General features: G+C 40.1%; 16 protein-coding genes, 1 tRNA gene and 1 pseudogene. 11 read left to right on the plus strand and 7 right to left on the minus strand.

Annotated elements, in window-relative coordinates:
* The first annotated feature begins 1 nt into the window (after position 1).
* On the plus strand, positions 2-787 hold the full coding sequence (locus N8L33_RS03955) for an ABC transporter permease (RefSeq protein ID WP_003013947.1): 786 nt from the start codon (positions 2-4) through the stop codon (positions 785-787).
* A gap of 196 nt (positions 788-983) precedes the next feature.
* Here the strand turns inward: N8L33_RS03955 and yidA are convergent, their stop codons facing one another.
* A complete protein-coding gene (gene yidA, locus N8L33_RS03960; protein WP_261058517.1) occupies positions 984-1,790 on the minus strand; it encodes a sugar-phosphatase in 807 nt (268 codons plus the stop codon).
* Between the two features lie 12 nt (positions 1,791-1,802).
* Positions 1,803-3,107: an HD domain-containing protein gene (locus tag N8L33_RS03965; protein ID WP_261058518.1), complete on the minus strand. Its 1,305-nt coding sequence runs from the start codon at positions 3,105-3,107 to the stop codon at positions 1,803-1,805.
* Positions 3,108-3,178: 71 nt separating this feature from the next.
* On the opposite strand from N8L33_RS03965, the gene N8L33_RS03970 reads away from it, so the two are divergent.
* From N8L33_RS03970 to ffh, 3 genes are all read left to right on the plus strand, one after another.
* Positions 3,179-3,556, plus strand: coding sequence for a YwiB family protein (locus N8L33_RS03970; RefSeq protein ID WP_261058519.1), 378 nt, complete (start codon positions 3,179-3,181; stop codon positions 3,554-3,556).
* 90 nt (positions 3,557-3,646) lie between these two features.
* Positions 3,647-3,979, plus strand: a complete 333-nt coding sequence (locus N8L33_RS03975) for a putative DNA-binding protein (RefSeq protein WP_261058520.1) — start codon at positions 3,647-3,649, stop codon at positions 3,977-3,979.
* Positions 3,980-3,990: 11 nt separating this feature from the next.
* Positions 3,991-5,562, plus strand: coding sequence for a signal recognition particle protein (gene ffh / locus N8L33_RS03980; protein ID WP_261058522.1), 1,572 nt, complete (start codon positions 3,991-3,993; stop codon positions 5,560-5,562).
* Positions 5,563-5,657: 95 nt separating this feature from the next.
* Here ffh and N8L33_RS03985 read toward each other — a convergent pair.
* The 4 genes and pseudogenes from N8L33_RS03985 to N8L33_RS04000 form a co-directional block, all read right to left on the minus strand.
* Positions 5,658-5,900, minus strand: a pseudogene (locus N8L33_RS03985) (solute carrier family 23 protein); the annotation flags it as partial.
* A 52-nt stretch (positions 5,901-5,952) separates the two neighbouring features.
* Entirely contained in the window at positions 5,953-7,191 is a 1,239-nt protein-coding gene (locus N8L33_RS03990) for an NAD(P)H-dependent oxidoreductase (protein ID WP_261058523.1), read from the minus strand.
* Positions 7,192-7,209: 18 nt separating this feature from the next.
* A complete protein-coding gene (locus tag N8L33_RS03995; RefSeq protein ID WP_020900666.1) occupies positions 7,210-7,815 on the minus strand; it encodes an NADPH-dependent FMN reductase in 606 nt (201 codons plus the stop codon).
* A 59-nt stretch (positions 7,816-7,874) separates the two neighbouring features.
* Positions 7,875-8,798 carry an FAD:protein FMN transferase gene (locus N8L33_RS04000; RefSeq protein ID WP_261058524.1) on the minus strand — a complete coding sequence of 308 codons (924 nt, stop codon included), beginning with the start codon at positions 8,796-8,798 and terminating at the stop codon, positions 7,875-7,877.
* A 306-nt stretch (positions 8,799-9,104) separates the two neighbouring features.
* Here N8L33_RS04000 and nox point away from each other — a divergent pair, with 306 nt between their 5' ends.
* The 4 genes from nox (at position 9,105) to N8L33_RS04020 (ending at position 14,328) form a co-directional block, all read left to right on the plus strand.
* Entirely contained in the window at positions 9,105-10,484 is a 1,380-nt protein-coding gene (gene nox, locus N8L33_RS04005) for a H2O-forming NADH oxidase (protein WP_261058526.1), read from the plus strand.
* 151 nt (positions 10,485-10,635) lie between these two features.
* Entirely contained in the window at positions 10,636-11,511 is an 876-nt protein-coding gene (gene pdxS, locus N8L33_RS04010) for a pyridoxal 5'-phosphate synthase lyase subunit PdxS (protein WP_125416663.1), read from the plus strand.
* Complete coding sequence (gene pdxT, locus N8L33_RS04015) at positions 11,512-12,099, plus strand: pyridoxal 5'-phosphate synthase glutaminase subunit PdxT (protein WP_261058528.1); 588 nt, start codon at positions 11,512-11,514, stop codon at positions 12,097-12,099. It begins immediately after the preceding gene.
* Positions 12,100-12,993: 894 nt separating this feature from the next.
* The gene (locus N8L33_RS04020) at positions 12,994-14,328 is read left to right on the plus strand and encodes an Nramp family divalent metal transporter (protein WP_084891632.1); all 1,335 of its coding nucleotides are present in this window, start codon (positions 12,994-12,996) and stop codon (positions 14,326-14,328) included.
* Positions 14,329-14,406: 78 nt separating this feature from the next.
* On the opposite strand, the gene N8L33_RS04025 is transcribed toward N8L33_RS04020, so the two are convergent.
* A tRNA-Ser gene (locus N8L33_RS04025) sits at positions 14,407-14,494 on the minus strand.
* Between the two features lie 161 nt (positions 14,495-14,655).
* On the opposite strand from N8L33_RS04025, the gene N8L33_RS04030 reads away from it, so the two are divergent.
* From N8L33_RS04030 to N8L33_RS04040, 3 genes are read left to right on the plus strand one after another with little or no spacing between them, the layout of a single operon-like run.
* Entirely contained in the window at positions 14,656-15,396 is a 741-nt protein-coding gene (locus tag N8L33_RS04030) for a DeoR/GlpR family DNA-binding transcription regulator (protein ID WP_115253499.1), read from the plus strand.
* Positions 15,393-16,304: a 1-phosphofructokinase gene (gene pfkB, locus N8L33_RS04035; RefSeq protein WP_261058531.1), complete on the plus strand. Its 912-nt coding sequence runs from the start codon at positions 15,393-15,395 to the stop codon at positions 16,302-16,304. Before N8L33_RS04030 ends, pfkB begins: the two co-directional genes overlap by 4 nt.
* The gene (locus N8L33_RS04040) at positions 16,301-18,253 is read left to right on the plus strand and encodes a fructose-specific PTS transporter subunit EIIC (RefSeq protein WP_261058533.1); all 1,953 of its coding nucleotides are present in this window, start codon (positions 16,301-16,303) and stop codon (positions 18,251-18,253) included. Before pfkB ends, N8L33_RS04040 begins: the two co-directional genes overlap by 4 nt.
* Positions 18,254-18,330: the final 77 nt, after the last annotated feature.

Raw genomic sequence — 18,330 nt, forward strand, 5'->3', positions numbered from 1 at the left:
AATGTTTAGAATAAAAGTAATTTTTAGACTACTTCATTTTGGTTTTAAATCTGATATGAATTTTCATTTTGACTTCTTTTGTGGTCTATTTTCGTCGATACTGTGGATTGGTTTACCTATTGTATTTTTTAGATTGATTTTCTTAAACATAGACTCTTTTAATGGTTGGGACTATTATCAAATTTTATTTTTGGTAGGTTCCTACACTATTGTAGATGGAGTTATGATGGGATTGTTAATTAGAAGTATGGGAATTTTAGAATCAGATATTTTGAGTGGTAACTTGGATCAAATTTTATTGAGGCCGTTTGATACTCAGTTGTTCTATATTTTTAGATCATTTAATTTAGTTCAATTCGTGAATACTTTTTTTGGTCTTGCGATCATTTTTATAAGTTATGGAAATTTAAATGTACATTTAAATTCATTAAAAATATTATTTTATATCCTTTCTTTAATGTGTGGTTGTATTATATATTATTCAATTTGGTTTCTAATAACGATTAGTTCATTTTGGTTCCCAACTAAATTTTCAAAAGTAGATGTATTTTTGAATTATATTGGAATTTCTAAGTATCCATATAATATTTTTACAGGTATTAACAGATTGATCACTATGTTATTTGTTCCCAATTTATTAATTGCCAATCCTGCAGTATTAATATTTTTAGGGAAAGATACATTGAACCTATTTTTCTATCAAATAGTTTTTACAGTTTTTTTGATTATTATCAGTCGTACAATTTTTAGAAAAGGATTGAAAAAATATGAAAGTGCAGGAAGATAAACAATGTTGTTCAGTTATATGTTTGACTAAAGGAAGTGATTCGCTGTACTTTCGGATATGAGCTTGGAGGTAGAATTACCAGAGTGATAAAGTCTCCATTTGATATAACAGCCATTCAATTTATTGATTAACTCTTATTGTGATATGTTCATACTAAAAACCGCTCAACTGAGCGGTTTTCATCTATTCTTTCCTTTTACAATACCCATGTGCGGATGGCATGGGCAACACCAGATTCATCATTAGATTTAGTGATGTATTTGGCGATTTTTTTGATTTCTGGATTTCCATTTTCCATGACAACTGGGTTACCAATGACTTCCAGCATAGCACGGTCATTTTCTTCGTCACCGATAGCCATGGTTTGATCTTTGGTCAATCCTAGTTTTTCAGCTAAGTGAGTGATAGCTGAACCTTTGTCCACATTCTTTTTAAGGAGTTCGAGGTAGAAAGGAGCAGATTTGTTGATAGAGTAGCGTTTGTAAAATTCGGCTGGTATCTTTTCAATCGCAGCATCGAGGATTTCTGGTTCATCAATGAACATACATTTGACAATTTCCTTGTCAGCCATTTCTTCAGGTGTACGGTAGAAGATAGGCATGCTGACGAGGGTTGATTCGTGCACCGTGTATTTTCCGATATTGCGATTTGCAGTATAGATACCGTCCTTGGTAATGGCATGCATGTGGACACCGAGCTTGCGACTGAGGAATTCCATATCCAGATAATCCTCATAGGTTAAGGATTCGCTGATAATCTCATGTCCAGTAGCAGTTTCTTGGACAAGGGCACCGTTGAAGGTCACCACATAGTCACCCTCGTCTCTCAACTGCAAGTCGTCCAGAAGTTTGGCAACACCTGCGATAGGGCGGCCAGTTGCAATGACGACTTTGACACCAGCTTCTTTGGCATCTTGGATGGCAGAAAAGACTTCAGGAGTGATCTCCTTTTGGCTGTTGACTAGGGTTCCGTCGATATCGACGGCGATTAGTTTAATACTCATAAATTTCCTCTTTTAGTTTTTATTTGGGGTAAAATGATCGTTCTCAATCAAGTGTAAAAATTGCTGGGTGATACTTGCGAAGATACTGTTTTGGTCCAACATTTCTTTTGGAAAATAGAAACGATTATCTCCGTGGCGACTACCTGCAAGGGATTGGACGATAGGAGACAGGCTAGAGAGTTCTGCCAGTTCTCCATTTTTTTGTAAAATCTCAATCTGTGTCCGTGGGTTTTCAGATTCGGGACGATAGATATCATAAGGGAGGTCAAAGTTCTTATGAATGGCAGTATAGTAGTCGGGATCAAAGCCGATGTCCTCAACCAATTTTCTCATGCTGGCGAGTTGGTTTTGGTCTTCTTGTGAAAAGGTAATGGATTTAAAGACCTTGCGGTTAACAAATCGCTGGGATAGGTCAGCTAATATCTTGTCAGGACTGGTCATCCAGAGCTGGAAGTAGGTATTCATCACACCATCATCCAGAGCCAGATAGTCAGATAAGGTCACATTTTTTTCAAAGAAAGGTAGGAGGTGTGGGGAAGTTCGTGCAAAGAAGTCTTTGTCTTCAGGATAGAGTTCCTTGGCGCGTTTGAGGAGATTCTGTAGGAGGACTTCCATGGCCCGTGTTGCTGGGTGGAAATAAACCTGCATATACATCTGGTAGCGACTGAGGACGTAGTCTTCGATGGCATGCATGCCATTTCGCTGAAAGGCAATCCCATTTTCGATAGGACGAATGACTCGGAGAATGCGAGTCAGGTCAAATTCCCCATAAGATGCTCCTGTAAAATAGGAGTCGCGCAAGAGATAGTCCATGCGGTCTGCATCTATTTGACTGGAAATGAGCTGCACGACCTGCTTGTTAGGATAGGTGTGGTCGATGACACTGGCAACCTTTTCTGGAAAATCTGGCGCTACTTGTAGCAGGACTTGGTGGATCTCCGTCTCAGGGCTTTGAATAATCTCCTGAGTGATGGCTTCATGATCGGTATCAAAGAGATGTTCAAAAGTATGGGAGTAGGCACCATGTCCAAGGTCATGGAGGAGAGCAGCGGTCATGGTTAAGAGGGACTCGGCAGGATTCCATTCCTCAGGATATTTTTCTTCAAAAATCTCCGTGATACGTCGAGCAATCTCATAGACTCCAAGACAGTGAGAGAAGCGGCTGTGCTCCCCACCGTGGAAGGTATAACTGGAAGTTCCCAGTTGCTTGATGCGACGTAAGCGTTGAAATTCTTTTGTATTAATCAAGTCATAGATGATTTGATTATTGACATGGATGTAGTTGTGAACTGGGTCACGGAATACTTTTTCGTTCATATGACCATTATAGCAAAATCCTGCTCTTTTTGGTAAAATAGTAGGACAAGAGAGAAGAAAGAGGACCTGATGTGAAGATTCGGATGCGAAATACGATTCAGTTTGATGAGCAGTTGGAAGTGATTGACCAGCTCTATGACGTTGAAGTGCATGAAAAGGGAGATTATCGCTATTTGCTTTTCTACAATGAGGAAAAAGAAAAAGTAGTCATTAAATTTCATGGTCAAGAACTGGTGATGACCCGTTTTTCCAATCCTAAGACCATTATGCGCTTTCTAAAGGATAGTGATAGTTTAGCCTATATCCCCACACCTATGGGCATGCAGGAGTTTATCATCCAAACGAGCCATTATCAAGTTGATGGACAAAGGATTCATTTAGACTATCAACTACAAAATCAAGAGGGACAAACCTTTGCAAGCTATCAATTGGAAATTACTTGGGGCTAGTCTCTTGCCTTTTTCAAATTTAGCTTGCTATCTTCTCGGATTGGCTTTCTAGTGTGGTAGATTAGGCTATTTTTTGGTATAATAAAAGTTATGGAAATCGAAAAAACCAATCGTATGAATGCGCTCTTTGAATTTTATGCAGCGCTTTTGACAGATAAGCAAATGAATTATATCGAGCTCTACTACGCTGATGATTATAGTCTTGCTGAGATTGCCGAGGAATTTGGTGTCAGTCGTCAGGCTGTCTATGACAATATCAAGCGGACAGAAAAGATTCTGGAAGATTATGAGATGAAATTGCACATGTACTCGGACTACATTGTCCGCAGTCAGATTTTTGACCAGATTTTGGAGCACTATCCCAAGGATGACTTTCTGCAAGAGCAGATAGAAATTTTAACAAGCATTGATAATAGAGAATAAGAGGAAGAAACATGGCATTTGAAAGTTTAACAGAACGTTTGCAGAACGTCTTTAAAAATCTACGTAAAAAAGGAAAAATCTCTGAATCTGATGTCCAAGAGGCAACCAAAGAAATTCGCTTGGCCTTGCTTGAGGCCGACGTTGCCTTGCCTGTTGTAAAGGACTTTATCAAGAAAGTTCGTGAGCGTGCAGTCGGGCATGAGGTCATTGATACCCTTAATCCTGCGCAACAAATTATTAAAATCGTTGATGAAGAATTGACAGCTGTTTTAGGTTCTGATACGACTGAGATTATCAAGTCTCCTAAGATTCCAACCATCATCATGATGGTCGGTTTGCAGGGGGCTGGTAAAACAACCTTTGCTGGTAAATTGGCCAACAAACTCAAGAAGGAAGAAAATGCCCGTCCTTTGATGATTGCGGCGGATATTTATCGTCCTGCTGCTATTGATCAGCTTAAGACCTTGGGACAACAGATTGATGTGCCTGTCTTCGCTCTTGGGACAGAGGTTCCAGCTGTGGAGATTGTTCGTCAAGGTTTGGAACAAGCCCAAGCTAATCATAATGACTATGTCTTGATTGATACGGCAGGTCGTTTGCAGATTGATGAGCTTCTGATGAATGAGCTTCGTGACGTGAAAGCACTAGCTCAACCAAATGAAATTCTGCTCGTCGTTGATGCCATGATTGGTCAAGAAGCGGCCAATGTTGCGCGTGAGTTTAATGCTCAGTTGGAAGTGACTGGGGTCATCCTTACCAAGATTGATGGCGATACTCGTGGTGGTGCGGCCCTATCTGTTCGTCACATTACTGGAAAACCAATCAAGTTCACTGGTACAGGTGAAAAGATTACGGACATTGAAACCTTCCACCCAGACCGTATGTCTAGTCGTATCCTTGGCATGGGGGATATGCTCACTCTGATTGAGAAAGCTTCTCAAGAATACGATGAGCAAAAAGCCCTTGAAATGGCTGAGAAGATGCGTGAAAACACCTTTGATTTCAATGATTTCATTGATCAGTTGGATCAGGTGCAAAATATGGGGCCGATGGAAGACTTGCTCAAGATGATTCCAGGTATGGCCAACAATCCAGCACTTCAAAACATGAAGGTAGATGAACGCCAGATTGCTCGCAAACGTGCCATTGTTTCTTCTATGACGCCTGAAGAGCGTGAAAATCCAGATTTGTTAAATCCAAGCCGTCGCCGTCGTATCGCTGCTGGTTCTGGAAATACCTTTGTCGAAGTTAATAAATTCATTAAAGACTTTAACCAGGCTAAACAACTCATGCAGGGTGTCATGTCTGGGGATATGAACAAAATGATGAAGCAAATGGGAATCAATCCAAACAACCTTCCTAAAAATATGCCAAATATGGGAGGAATGGATATGTCTGCCCTTGAAGGAATGATGGGACAAGGCGGTATGCCTGACCTGTCAGCTCTCGGAGGAGCAGGAATGCCAGATATGAGTCAGATGTTTGGTGGCGGACTCAAAGGTAAAATTGGTGAATTTGCTATGAAACAGTCCATGAAACGCATGGCTAACAAAATGAAAAAAGCGAAGAAGAAACGTAAGTAAGACAAAGGAAGGCCGCAGGGCTTTCCTTTTTTAGAAAGAAGAAAAATGAGCACTTCCGTAATTGGAAATGCTCGTTTTTTGATGTGTTTAGACGTTTAGTCTTTATTTTCGTATGGCAAGATCAAGTTCAAGATGATTCCTGTCATGGCTGATAGGGCAGTACCTGAAAGGGTAACTGGACCAAGTTTAAGGATAGCTCCTCCAAGTCCAAGTACCAACATAACACTTGCGATGATTAGGTTACGCATCTGGCTAAAGTCAACACGTTCTTTGATCAAGACTTTCAAACCGTTGCTTGCGATAATACCATAGAGAAGGATAGACATACCACCAAATACAGTTGATAAAGAGTCACTTAAAAAGGAACCAAAATGGTTCCTAAAACTATTATTAGTTACTTGCTCCAGATGTAGCGTCTGCGCCACCACCGTGGCCTCCAGCATCACCTGCATCAGAAGCTCCAGATGTAGCATCTGCTCCACCATGTCCTCCAGCAGGAGCTGCAGCATTTCCACCAACTAGACGTTGACCAGTTGTATTGAGGTACCAGTCAAGCCATGGTTGGAAATTAAAGATAATCTCATTGATTCCAGCATATGAACCATCTGGATAGTACATTGCTTGGTAATTATGGGTATTAATAACGCCTTCTGGTGTTCCTGGTACAATTGTACGGACATATTCTTGGTCCCCATTACGCAATACGCCGACAACCCATTCAACGTTTTTCATTCGAGAATCTGGCAATGAACCGTGTACAGTTCCTAAACGGTTTCCTGATTGAGCACGTACACGTTTACCAAACATTGTATTTGGATCTTGGTGTGCGTTATTAAAGTACAAGAATTGGTTATTATCGTCTGCAAATGTCAATTCAAATGGCATTGCTTTCAAGAACATGTCAATTTGGTTAACTGTCAAGATACCGTGGTCTAATTTAACGTAAGTATCTCCTGAAACAGCTCCAACAAGTTCAGCTGCTTTTTCTACCCATTCAGGATCATCAGGGTCAACACCTTGAATGGTAGTTGCAATTGAATTTGTACAATATAAATCTTCTGGTTCAATTGGTTTTGGTTTTTTCAATTTTGAAACGACTCCCACATATTTTACAAAGTTGTCCAAGCATGTTTCAAGGAAATTAATAGTTCCTTCATTTGTGATATTACCCTCATCGTCGAAAGCTTCCTTGGCTTTACCAAGGAGGAATTCGTTTCCTGGAAGCGTATAGGCATTAACACCTGGAGCGTCAAGAATCTTACGAAGGTGAACTTGGGCACGAGAAGTACCTTGGTCGTAGTAAGAAGCTCCCACAATCATGACTGGTTTGTTTTCAAATGGATGAACTTCGTATGAAAGCCATTCAAGAACAGATTTAAGAGAAGCTGAGATTGTGTGGTTGTGCTCAGGAGTTGCGATAATGACACCATCAGCACGAGTAATTCTGTTATACAAGAGACGCAATTGGAAACTTTCATCCCATTTTTCGTCTTGGTTAAACATTGGAACTTCGTCAATTTCGAGGACTTCTAATTCAAATTTGAGTTTGAAGTGACGACGGATAAATTCCAAGAGTTTACGGTTATATGATTGATCGTAGTTTGATCCTACAAGTCCAACAAATTTCATTCTTTTTGGTCTCCTATCTTACAAATTTTCCCAGTCAAATTCTTCAGCATCTTTGCGAAGCAGGGCTTGTGCGTTGCGCAATTTTTCTGTAATTTTTACAAAGATACGGAAGTCGTCAAAAGTGGCATCCAGTTTTTTAATAACATCAAGATCTACTAGATCTCCACTTGGATTAAAGGCTTGAAGAGAGTGTGAAAGCAAGAATTCATCAGGAAGGACACTTGCTTTGATTTCTGGTGCGTTTAAGATTTGACGAAGTTGTAATTGGGCGCGTGATGAACCAAGTGTACCGTAAGAAGCACCTGTAATCATGATTGGTTTGTTCAATAGTGGGTAAATACCATAAGACAACCAAGCAAGAGCGCTCATCAAAACAGCTGGGATAGAGTGGTCATACTCAGGAGTACCGATAATAACGCCATCTGCCTCTTCGATTTTAGCAGCAATTTCCAGAATTTCAGCAGGTACTTGCTTGTCAGCTGGTTTGTTGAAGACAGGAATGTCCTTGATTTCAACAAGTTCAATTTCAGCTTTGTCAGCAAAGTGTTTTTGCATGTATTGAAGCAATTGACGGTTTGTAGAACGTTTTGAATTTGTTCCAACAATAGCAATAAGTTTTAACATGAGATTTCCTTTCTCTTTTTACATAATACGATTTTAAAACTCCATTGAAACAGTTGTTTCTATAGAGTAGGAATTCCTGAAGAACAACTTAGGTGACCTTCCTTATCAATCAGAATCGCTTCGATTCCCTCCAAACTTTCGACTTGCCAGAGGATAGAAGCAGGTCTTTCTCCAAAGAGTCGAGTTGTCCAGATTTCGCCATCGACTGACTTATCAGAGATGATTGTCAGACTAGCGAGTTCTGTTTCAACAGGATATCCTGTCTGACTGTCAAAAATGTGATGGTAATCTTTTCCATCGACTGTCAGGTGACGTTCATAAATGCCTGAAGTCACGACAGATTGATTGACAACGGGAATGGTCATTAAGTGATTTCCCCGAGGATTGGTTGGGTCTTGAATCCCGATTTGCCAAGGTTGATTTTCTCTTGCCTGATTTTTTCCAATGGTCAGGATATTTCCTCCCAGATTTATCAAGGCAGAACTCACTCCCTCTTCTCTCAGAAATTGGGCAACCTTATCCGCACTATAACCCTTGGCTAAACAACCTAAATCAATCTTCATTCCTTTCTGTTTTAGAAACACAGTCGAAGTAGAAGAATCTAACTCGATAAAATGAGGATTGATTAAAGGGAGAACCTCTTCAATTTCTCGAGGTTGGGCAACTTTGGCATCTGAAAAACCGATACGCCAGGTTTGAATCAAGGGACCAATACTGATGTTGAGATGACTAGAGGGCGCTAGGCTATGCTCTAAACCAAGTGAAATCAGTTCAAACAGGTCTGGATGAACCTTGACGGGAGCTATTCCGGCTTGATGATTGATTTCCATCAACTCAGATTCTTGACTATTGGCATTGAAGCGGTATTCTAGCTCTCTAAGTAAATCAAAGGATTTTTGGAGCAAGCTATCTGCTCGCTCATCCACTAATGAAATCGTGATAGTGGTTCCCATTAGGCGTTCAGAATGTGAACTAAGAGGCAAGCTACCAACTCCTTTCTCTTATGAAAAGAAGGTTGAAATATAGTAAATTTATGAAAAATGAACCCCTTACATTTTCTTTCCATGATACTAGCATACCATAAAGTCAGCGTTTTCACAAATAAAATTTGTAAAGATGTCAAGAAATATGCTCAGTAAATGAAGAAAATTTGCAAGAATCCGTGTTAAGATACAGATTATTTACAATTTTTTACAAAAAAATAGGAAAAATCAGCCAAACTCTTGTAAACGCTAACAGTAAATGTTATACTAGTAGGGTAAATTTAGAATGAAGGTAGGAAATTTTTTATGAGTAAGATCGTTGTAGTCGGTGCTAACCACGCTGGTACAGCATGTATTAATACTATGTTGGATAATTTTGGGAATGAGAACGAAATCGTTGTATTTGACCAAAACTCTAACATCTCTTTCCTAGGATGTGGAATGGCTCTTTGGATTGGTGAACAAATTGACGGTGCTGAAGGCTTGTTCTATTCTGATAAAGAAAAATTGGAAGCTAAAGGTGCTAAGGTGTACATGAACTCACCAGTTCTTTCAATTGACTATGATAACAAAGTAGTTACAGCAGAAGTTGAAGGAAAAGAGCACAAAGAATCATACGAGAAATTGATTTTCGCTACAGGTTCTACACCAATCTTGCCACCAATCGAAGGTGTTGAAATTGTTAAAGGAAACCGCGAATTTAAAGCAACTCTTGAAAACGTACAATTCGTTAAATTGTACCAAAACGCTGAAGAAGTGATTCATAAATTGGCTGATAAGAGCCAACACCTTGACCGTATCGCCGTTGTTGGTGGTGGTTACATTGGTGTTGAACTTGCTGAAGCCTTTGAACGTCTTGGAAAAGAAGTTGTCCTTGTTGATATCGTTGATACTGTCTTGAACGGTTACTATGACAAAGACTTCACTCAAATGATGGCGAAGAACTTGGAAGATCACAATATCCGTTTGGCTCTTGGTCAAACTGTTAAAGCAATCGAAGGTGACGGTAAAGTTGAACGCTTGATTACTGACAAAGAAAGTTTCGACGTGGATATGGTTGTTCTTGCTGTTGGTTTCCGTCCAAATACAGCTCTTGCTGAGGGTAAGATTGAACTCTTCCGCAATGGTGCCTTCCTTGTAGATAAAAAACAAGAAACATCTATCCCAGGAGTTTATGCTGTAGGTGACTGTGCAACTGTTTATGACAATGCTCGTAAAGATACTAGCTACATCGCTCTTGCTTCAAACGCTGTACGTACTGGTATTGTTGGTGCCTACAATGCTTGTGGCCATGAATTGGAAGGAATCGGTGTGCAAGGATCAAACGGTATTTCAATCTACGGTCTTCACATGGTTTCAACTGGTTTGACACTTGAAAAAGCAAAAGCTGCAGGTTACAATGCAACTGAAACAGGCTTTAACGATCTTCAAAAACCAGAATTCATGAAACATGACAACCATGAAGTAGCAATTAAGATTGTCTTTGATAAAGATAGCCGTGAGATTCTTGGTGCCCAAATGGTTTCACACGATTCTGCAATCAGCATGGGAATCCACATGTTCTCACTTGCTATCCAAGAGCATGTGACAATCGATAAATTGGCATTGACAGACCTATTCTTCTTGCCACACTTTAACAAACCATACAACTACATCACAATGGCTGCACTTACAGCTGAAAAATAAAAATGATGAACTATCTGGCCTTAAGTTAAGGTCAGATAGTTTTTTAGCCAATCTGTACCCATACAATTATATTTTTTTTATCTTGTGATTCATTCTAATCTAACTTAAAATGAAATGGTAGCTACCAATATAAATAATGAGGATAAAATAAATGACTGAAAATCGTTATGAACTAAATAAAAACTTGGCACAGATGCTCAAAGGTGGGGTTATCATGGACGTTCAGAACCCTGAACAAGCCCGTATTGCAGAGGCTGCTGGTGCGGCTGCTGTTATGGCTTTGGAGCGGATTCCAGCTGATATTCGTGCAGCTGGTGGTGTTTCCCGTATGAGTGATCCAAAGATGATTAAGGAAATCCAAGAAGCAGTTAGTATTCCAGTAATGGCCAAGGTCAGAATCGGGCATTTTGTTGAGGCTCAGATTTTAGAGGCTATTGAGATTGACTATATCGATGAGAGTGAAGTTTTATCTCCAGCAGACGACCGTTTCCATGTGGATAAGAAAGAATTCCAAGTTCCTTTTGTCTGTGGGGCTAAGGATTTGGGTGAAGCCTTGCGTCGTATCGCTGAAGGTGCTTCTATGATTCGTACCAAAGGAGAACCGGGTACAGGAGATATTGTCCAAGCTGTTCGTCATATGCGTATGATGAATCAGGAAATTCGCCGTATTCAAAACTTACGTGAAGACGAACTTTATGTTGCTGCTAAGGACTTGCAAGTCCCTGTAGAATTGGTCCAATATGTTCATGAACATGGGAAATTGCCAGTTGTAAACTTTGCGGCTGGAGGTGTTGCAACGCCAGCTGATGCTGCGTTGATGATGCAATTAGGGGCAGAGGGTGTCTTTGTTGGTTCAGGTATTTTCAAGTCAGGAGATCCTGTTAAACGAGCGAGTGCTATTGTTAAGGCTGTGACTAACTTCCGTAATCCTCAAGTCTTAGCTCAAATCTCTGAAGATTTAGGAGAAGCCATGGTTGGTATCAATGAAAATGAAATTCAAATTCTCATGGCAGAGCGAGGAAAATAGATGAAAATCGGAATATTGGCCTTGCAAGGTGCCTTTGCAGAACATGCAAAAGTGCTAGATCAATTAGGTGTTGAGAGTGTTGAAATCAGAAATCTAGATGATTTTCAGAAACATCAGAGTGACTTGTCAGGTTTGATTTTACCTGGAGGAGAGTCTACAACCATGGGCAAACTCTTACGCGACCAAAACATGCTGATTCCCATTCGAGAAGCCATTCTATCTGGCTTACCAGCCTTTGGAACCTGTGCAGGCTTAATTTTACTGGCTAAGGAAATCACTTCTCAGGAAGAAAGTCATCTAGGAACTATGGATATGGTGGTTGAGCGCAATGCTTATGGGCGCCAACTAGGGAGTTTCTACACGGAAGCAGAATGTAAGGGAGTCGGTCAGATTCCAATGACCTTTATCCGTGGTCCAATTATCAGCAGTGTTGGAGAAGATGTAGAAATTCTAGCAAGAGTTGATAATCAAATCGTTGCAGCTCAAGAAAAAAATATGCTGGTAACTTCTTTTCATCCAGAATTGACTGATGATGTGCGCTTACATCAGTATTTTATTAATATGTGTAACGAGAAGATAGTGGAATAAAAAGTGATAAATCAAGTTTTGATTCGCTCTTTCCAAAGAATCATTGTTTAAGTCATCTGACAGTATTCTGTGATTTTAGATTTATTTACGATAAATTAGAAAAGAATGATTGTTTTGACTTAGCGCATACAGCTTATATGCTGAATATGGTGTTCAAGTATCTTTTATTGAAAGCACTTTAGAGGATGGAGTTAAAATACTATTCTATACTCCTTAATACTCTTAGAAAATCTCTTCAAACCACGTCAGCTTCCATCTGCAACCTCAAAGCTGTACTTTGAGCAACCTGCGGTTAGCTTCCTATTTTTCTCTTTGATTTTCGTTGAGTATAAAAATGATGTATAGGACTGGTCAAAAAGATCACTTCAAAAATAGCAAAAAACGAGTATCTCTACAGATGGAGATACTCGTTCTATTATGTGTGAAGCTATGAGTCTGTCTTGCTCCATAGGATGCGCGTAGAAGTTTATACCAAAAAAATTCCAAAAGCGACACAATAAAGGAGATTAAGACAATTTTAAATTTTTTTTGAGATGTAGGTAATGAGTTAAAATCAATGGCGGTTAAACAGGGTGAAAAGGATCAAGCAAAAAGTCTTTAAAATCAAAAAAACGCATAATATCAGGTGTTTTACAACGTTTTTTATTTTATTCTTTGGTATTCTTTTGCAAAAAAAGAATACAACATTTTGTTGTATCCTAAATATTAAATCAAGTCCTGAATTTTCTTAAGTTTTTATCATATTTTCTGTTATAATTAAGGTGCCTTAAGAAAAATAATGAAAAAACTAAATGTTTTTCATATAGTTTTCATTGTTTTAATAGTTTAAAGTCAATCTTATTTTTCTCTAATAGAAAATAATGAAAAAGTAGGTTTAGAAAGAGGTAAGTATCTATGTCTTCTCATAAAAAAGTGTCACTCTCTGAGATTAATCAATCTATCGATACTCCAAATAACAATCATTTCTGGCAAAATTTAAAGGCCTTCTTGGGTCCAGGTGCCCTTGTCGCAGTTGGTTATATGGATCCAGGAAACTGGATAACCAGTGTGGTTGGAGGTGCATCCTATAAGTACAGTCTCTTATTTGTCATCTTGATTTCATCACTCATTGCTATGCAACTTCAGCAGATGGCAGGAAAGCTTGGAATTGTAACTCAAATGGACTTGGCTCAAGCAACGGGTCATCATTCACCCAAATGGCTTCGTTATAGCTTATGGGTGATTTTGGAGTTGGCCTTGATGGCGACAGACCTGGCAGAAGTTCTAGGTTCAGCGATTGCTCTCAATCTTCTTTTTAAGATTCCGATTATGATAGCCATCCTTTTGACGGTTCTAGATGTCTTTCTCTTATTGCTTTTGATGAAATTTGGCTTTAAGAAGATAGAAGCTATTGTGACAACACTGATTTTAACGATTTTAGCAATCTTTACTTATCTGGTAGCTTTATCAAATCCAAGTTTCCAAGGAATCGCTGAGGGTTATTTACCCAATTCGACCTTATTTGAGAGTCCTTTGCCAGGTCATGAAAGTCAATTAACTTTAGCTCTGGGGATTGTAGGTGCGACGGTTATGCCTCATAACCTCTATTTGCATTCTTCCTTGTCTCAAACTCGGAAAATCAATCACAAGGACAAGGATGATGTTCGAAAAGCGGTGCGCTTTATGACCTGGGATTCAAATCTCCAATTATCCTTGGCCTTTGTGGTTAACTCCCTTCTATTAATTCTCGGGGCGGCTCTCTTTTTCGGCCATGCATCTGAGATTTCTGCCTTCTCTCAAATGTATAATGCCTTGCAGGATTCTACTATTGCAGGAGCTATAGCTAGCTCGACCTTATCAACCTTGTTTGCCTTGGCTTTATTAGCCAGTGGTCAAAATTCGACAATTACGGGTACCTTGACTGGACAAATCGTTATGGAAGGTTTCTTGCATATGAGATTACCTCAATGGTTCATTCGTTTGGCAACTCGTCTCTTTGCCTTGTTGCCTGTCATGATTGTAGCGGTTCTGTTTGGTCATCAGGAAAAAACATTAGATCAGTTATTGGTTTATTCACAAGTCTTTCTTTCGATTGCTCTTCCATTTTCAATCTTCCCACTGATTTATCTAACTTCTAAGAAATCACTGATGGGAGAATTTACCAATGCCAAATGGAATACCATCCTTGGCTATATCGTTTCCATTATCTTAACAATTCTCAATGTGAAATTGTTATTTGATATTTTCTAAGAAATTCACCCGAGTTATAAAACAAGCATATAAGAAAAAAGATACCCAAGATTTCTTGGGTATCTTTTTTAAAATAAACGGAAGACATGGGATTCGAACCCACGCACGCTGTTACACGCCTACCGCGTTTCCAACACGGCCTCTTAAGCCTCTTGAGTAATCTTCCAATACTTACTCAAATAGTCTACCATAAAGGCTCTCATCTTGCAATAAAAATTCTAGAAATAAGAAAAATGATAGATTCTGAAAGAAAATGATAAAAAATGCTTGACTTTGAAAGAAAGTATGATAGAATGAATAGTGTAAACGATAACAGGAGGTGATTCAGTGTTAAAAACAGAGCGGAAGCAACTGATTCTAGAGGAGTTAAATCAACATCATGTAGTTTCTCTAGAAAAATTAGTTAGTTTGCTAGAAACGTCAGAATCAACGGTTCGAAGAGATTTGGATGAGTTGGAAGCGGAAAACAAGCTTCGTCGCGTGCATGGTGGAGCAGAATTGCCTCATTCCTTGCAGGAAGAAGAAACCATTCAAGAAAAATCTATCAAAAACCTTCAAGAAAAGAAGTTGTTAGCTCAGAAAGCAGCCTCTCTCATCAAGGAACAAGATGTCATCTTTATCGATGCAGGAACAACAACTGCTTTTTTGATTCATGAATTGGTCAATAAGAATGTTACAGTCGTGACCAACTCGATTCACCATGCTGCTCAGTTGGTTGAAAAGCAGATTCCAACTGTCATGGTTGGAGGAAGTGTCAAGATGGCGACAGATGCGAGCATCGGGGGAGTTGCTCTTAACCAGATTAACCAATTGCACTTTGACCGTGCCTTTATCGGGATGAATGGTGTAGATGATGGCTATTATACGACTCCTGATATGGAGGAGGGAGCTGTGAAGCGTGCTATTTTGGAGAATGCCAAACAGACTTATGTCTTGGTGGATTCGTCTAAAATTGGACAAACTTGCTTTGCCAAGGTAGCACCACTCAAACGCGCTATCGTTATCACAAGTCAAGGGCATGAACTCTTGCAGGCTATTAAGGAGAAAACGGAGGTAATAGAAGTATGATTTATACAGTCACACTCAATCCATCCATTGACTATATCGTTCGTTTGGACCAAGTCCAAGTCGGTAGTGTCAATCGAATGGATAGTGATGATAAGTTTGCTGGTGGGAAAGGAATCAATGTCAGTCGTGTCTTGAAACGCTTGGGTATTCCAAATACAGCGACTGGATTTATCGGTGGCTTTACTGGTAAATTTATCACAGATACTTTGGCAAAGGAAGAAATCGAGACACGTTTTGTCCAAGTGGCAGAAGATACTCGTATCAATGTTAAAATCAAAGCAGACCAAGAGACAGAAATCAACGGAACGGGTCCAAATGTCGAACCAGCCCAGTTAGAAGAGTTGAAAGCTATTTTGTCTAGTTTAACAGCAGAAGATACAGTTGTCTTTGCGGGTTCGAGTGCTAAAAACCTAGGAAATGTTATCTACAAGGATTTGATTGCCTTGACGCGTCAGACGGGTGCGCAAGTGGTTTGCGATTTTGAAGGACAGACCTTAATTGATAGTTTGGATAACCAGCCACTTTTGGTCAAACCAAACAATCATGAACTGGGAGCTATCTTTGGAGTTGAACTCGAAAGTTTAGAGCAAATTGAGAAATATGCTCGTGAGTTACTGGCTAAAGGTGCTCAAAACGTCATTATCTCTATGGCTGGGGATGGTGCCCTTCTGGTAACATCTGAGGGATCATATTTTGCTAAACCAATCAAGGGAACAGTGAAAAATTCAGTTGGGGCTGGTGATTCTATGGTCGCTGGATTTACAGGTGAATTTGTCAAATCCAAAGACGCAGTAGAAGCCTTCAAATGGGGAGTAGCTTGTGGAACGGCAAGCACCTTCTCAGACGACTTGGCAACGGCGGAATTTATTAAAGAAACATATGAAAAAGTTGAGGTAGAAAAACGATGAAAATTCAAGACCTATTGAGAAAAGATGTTATGTTGCTGGATTTGCAGGCAACTGAAAAAACAGCTGTCATCGAAGAGATGATTAAAAGCTTGACAGACCACGGTTATGTGACAGATTTTGAAACCTTTAAAGAAGGGATCTTAGCGCGTGAAGCTCTCACTTCTACTGGTTTGGGTGACGGAATCGCAATGCCTCACAGTAAGAACTCTGCGGTCAAAGAGGCGACTGTTCTCTTTGCTAAGTCAAATAAGGGTGTTGACTATGAGAGCTTAGATGGACAAGCAACTGATCTATTCTTCATGATTGCAGCTCCAGAAGGTGCAAATGACACTCACTTGGCAGCCTTGGCAGAGTTGTCTCAATACTTGATGAAAGACGGTTTTGCTGACAAACTTCGTCAAGCAACATCAGCTGACCAAGTCATTGAACTCTTTGACCAAGCTTCAGAAAAAACTGAGAAGCCAGTTCAAGCACCTACCAATGACTCTAGTGACTTTATCGTTGCTGTTACAGCTTGTACAACAGGTATTGCCCACACTTACATGGCTCAAGAAGCTCTTCAAAAAGTGGCTGCTGAAATGGGTGTTGGGATCAAGGTTGAAACCAACGGAGCTAGTGGTGTTGGAAACCAACTCACTGCTGAAGACATTCGTAAGGCTAAAGCTGTTATCATCGCAGCAGACAAGGCAGTTGAAATGGATCGTTTCGATGGCAAACCATTGATCAATCGTCCGGTTGCTGACGGTATCCGCAAGACAGAAGAGTTGATCAACTTGGCTCTTTCTGGAGATGCTGAAGTCTACCGTGCTGCTAATGGAGCCAAAGCCGCAACAACCTCTAACGAAAAACAAAGTCTTGGTGGTGCCTTCTACAAACACTTGATGAGTGGTGTCTCTCAAATGTTGCCATTCGTTATCGGTGGTGGTATCATGATTGCCCTTGCCTTCTTGATTGACGGTGCTTTGGGTGTTCCGAATGAAAACCTTGGTAATCTTGGTTCTTACCATGAGTTAGCTTCTATGTTCATGAAAATTGGTGGTGCAGCCTTTGGATTGATGCTCCCAGTCTTTGCAGGTTATGTTGCCTACTCTATCGCTGAAAAACCAGGTTTGGTAGCAGGTTTCGTGGCTGGTGCTATTGCCAAAGAAGGTTTTGCATTTGGTAAAATTTCTTATGCTGCAGGTGGTGAAGCAACTTCAACTCTTGCAGGTGTCTCATCTGGTTTCCTAGGTGCCCTTGTTGGTGGATTTATTGCAGGTGCTTTGGTTCTTGCTATCAAGAAATACGTTAAAGTTCCTCGTTCACTTGAAGGTGCTAAATCAATCCTTCTCTTACCACTTCTTGGAACAATCTTGACTGGATTTGTCATGCTAGCTGTTAACATTCCAATGGCAGCAATCAACACTGCTATGAATGACTTCCTAGGCGGTCTTGGAGGAGGTTCAGCTGTCCTTCTTGGTATCGTCCTTGGTGGAATGATGGCTGTTGACATGGGTGGACCAGTTAACAAAGCGGCTTATGTCTTTGGTACAGGTACGCTTGCAGCGACTGTTTCTTCAGGAGGATCTGTAGCCATGGCAGCAGTTATGGCTGGAGGAATGGTACCACCACTTGCAATCTTTGTCGCAACTCTTCTTTTCAAAGATAAATTTACCAAAGAAGAGCGCAACTCTGGTTTGACAAACATCATCATGGGCTTGTCATTTATCACCGAGGGAGCGATTCCATTTGGTGCAGCTGACCCAGCTCGTGCGATTCCAAGCTTCATCCTTGGTTCAGCAGTAGCAGGTGGCCTCGTTGGTCTTACTGGTATCAAACTCATGGCGCCACACGGAGGAATCTTCGTTATCGCCCTTACTTCAAATGCTCTCCTTTACCTCGTTTCTGTCTTGGTAGGAGCAATCGTAAGTGGTGTGGTCTATGGTTATCTACGCAAACCTCAAGCATAAAAATTAGATAGAAAATGAAAAGATTGGACCGTTTGGTGCAGTCTTTTTCTCTTTCCGAAATACCTGTGAAATATGGT

Origin of the sequence: Streptococcus mitis (genome assembly GCF_946188695.1) — a bacterium.
GTDB lineage: Bacteria > Bacillota > Bacilli > Lactobacillales > Streptococcaceae > Streptococcus > Streptococcus mitis_DF.

Coding starts and splice junctions, on each gene's coding strand:
- yidA (WP_261058517.1), bottom strand. CDS start 1,790: ATGAGTATTAAACTAATCGCCGTCGATATCGACGGAACCCTAGTCAAC.
- N8L33_RS03975 (WP_261058520.1), top strand. CDS start 3,647: ATGGAAATCGAAAAAACCAATCGTATGAATGCGCTCTTTGAATTTTAT.
- nox (WP_261058526.1), top strand. CDS start 9,105: ATGAGTAAGATCGTTGTAGTCGGTGCTAACCACGCTGGTACAGCATGT.
- N8L33_RS04040 (WP_261058533.1), top strand. CDS start 16,301: ATGAAAATTCAAGACCTATTGAGAAAAGATGTTATGTTGCTGGATTTG.
- N8L33_RS03955 (WP_003013947.1), top strand. CDS start 2: ATGTTTAGAATAAAAGTAATTTTTAGACTACTTCATTTTGGTTTTAAA.
- N8L33_RS04020 (WP_084891632.1), top strand. CDS start 12,994: ATGTCTTCTCATAAAAAAGTGTCACTCTCTGAGATTAATCAATCTATC.
- ffh (WP_261058522.1), top strand. CDS start 3,991: ATGGCATTTGAAAGTTTAACAGAACGTTTGCAGAACGTCTTTAAAAAT.
- N8L33_RS03965 (WP_261058518.1), bottom strand. CDS start 3,107: ATGAACGAAAAAGTATTCCGTGACCCAGTTCACAACTACATCCATGTC.
- N8L33_RS03990 (WP_261058523.1), bottom strand. CDS start 7,191: ATGAAATTTGTTGGACTTGTAGGATCAAACTACGATCAATCATATAAC.
- pdxS (WP_125416663.1), top strand. CDS start 10,636: ATGACTGAAAATCGTTATGAACTAAATAAAAACTTGGCACAGATGCTC.
- pfkB (WP_261058531.1), top strand. CDS start 15,393: ATGATTTATACAGTCACACTCAATCCATCCATTGACTATATCGTTCGT.
- pdxT (WP_261058528.1), top strand. CDS start 11,512: ATGAAAATCGGAATATTGGCCTTGCAAGGTGCCTTTGCAGAACATGCA.
- N8L33_RS03995 (WP_020900666.1), bottom strand. CDS start 7,815: ATGTTAAAACTTATTGCTATTGTTGGAACAAATTCAAAACGTTCTACA.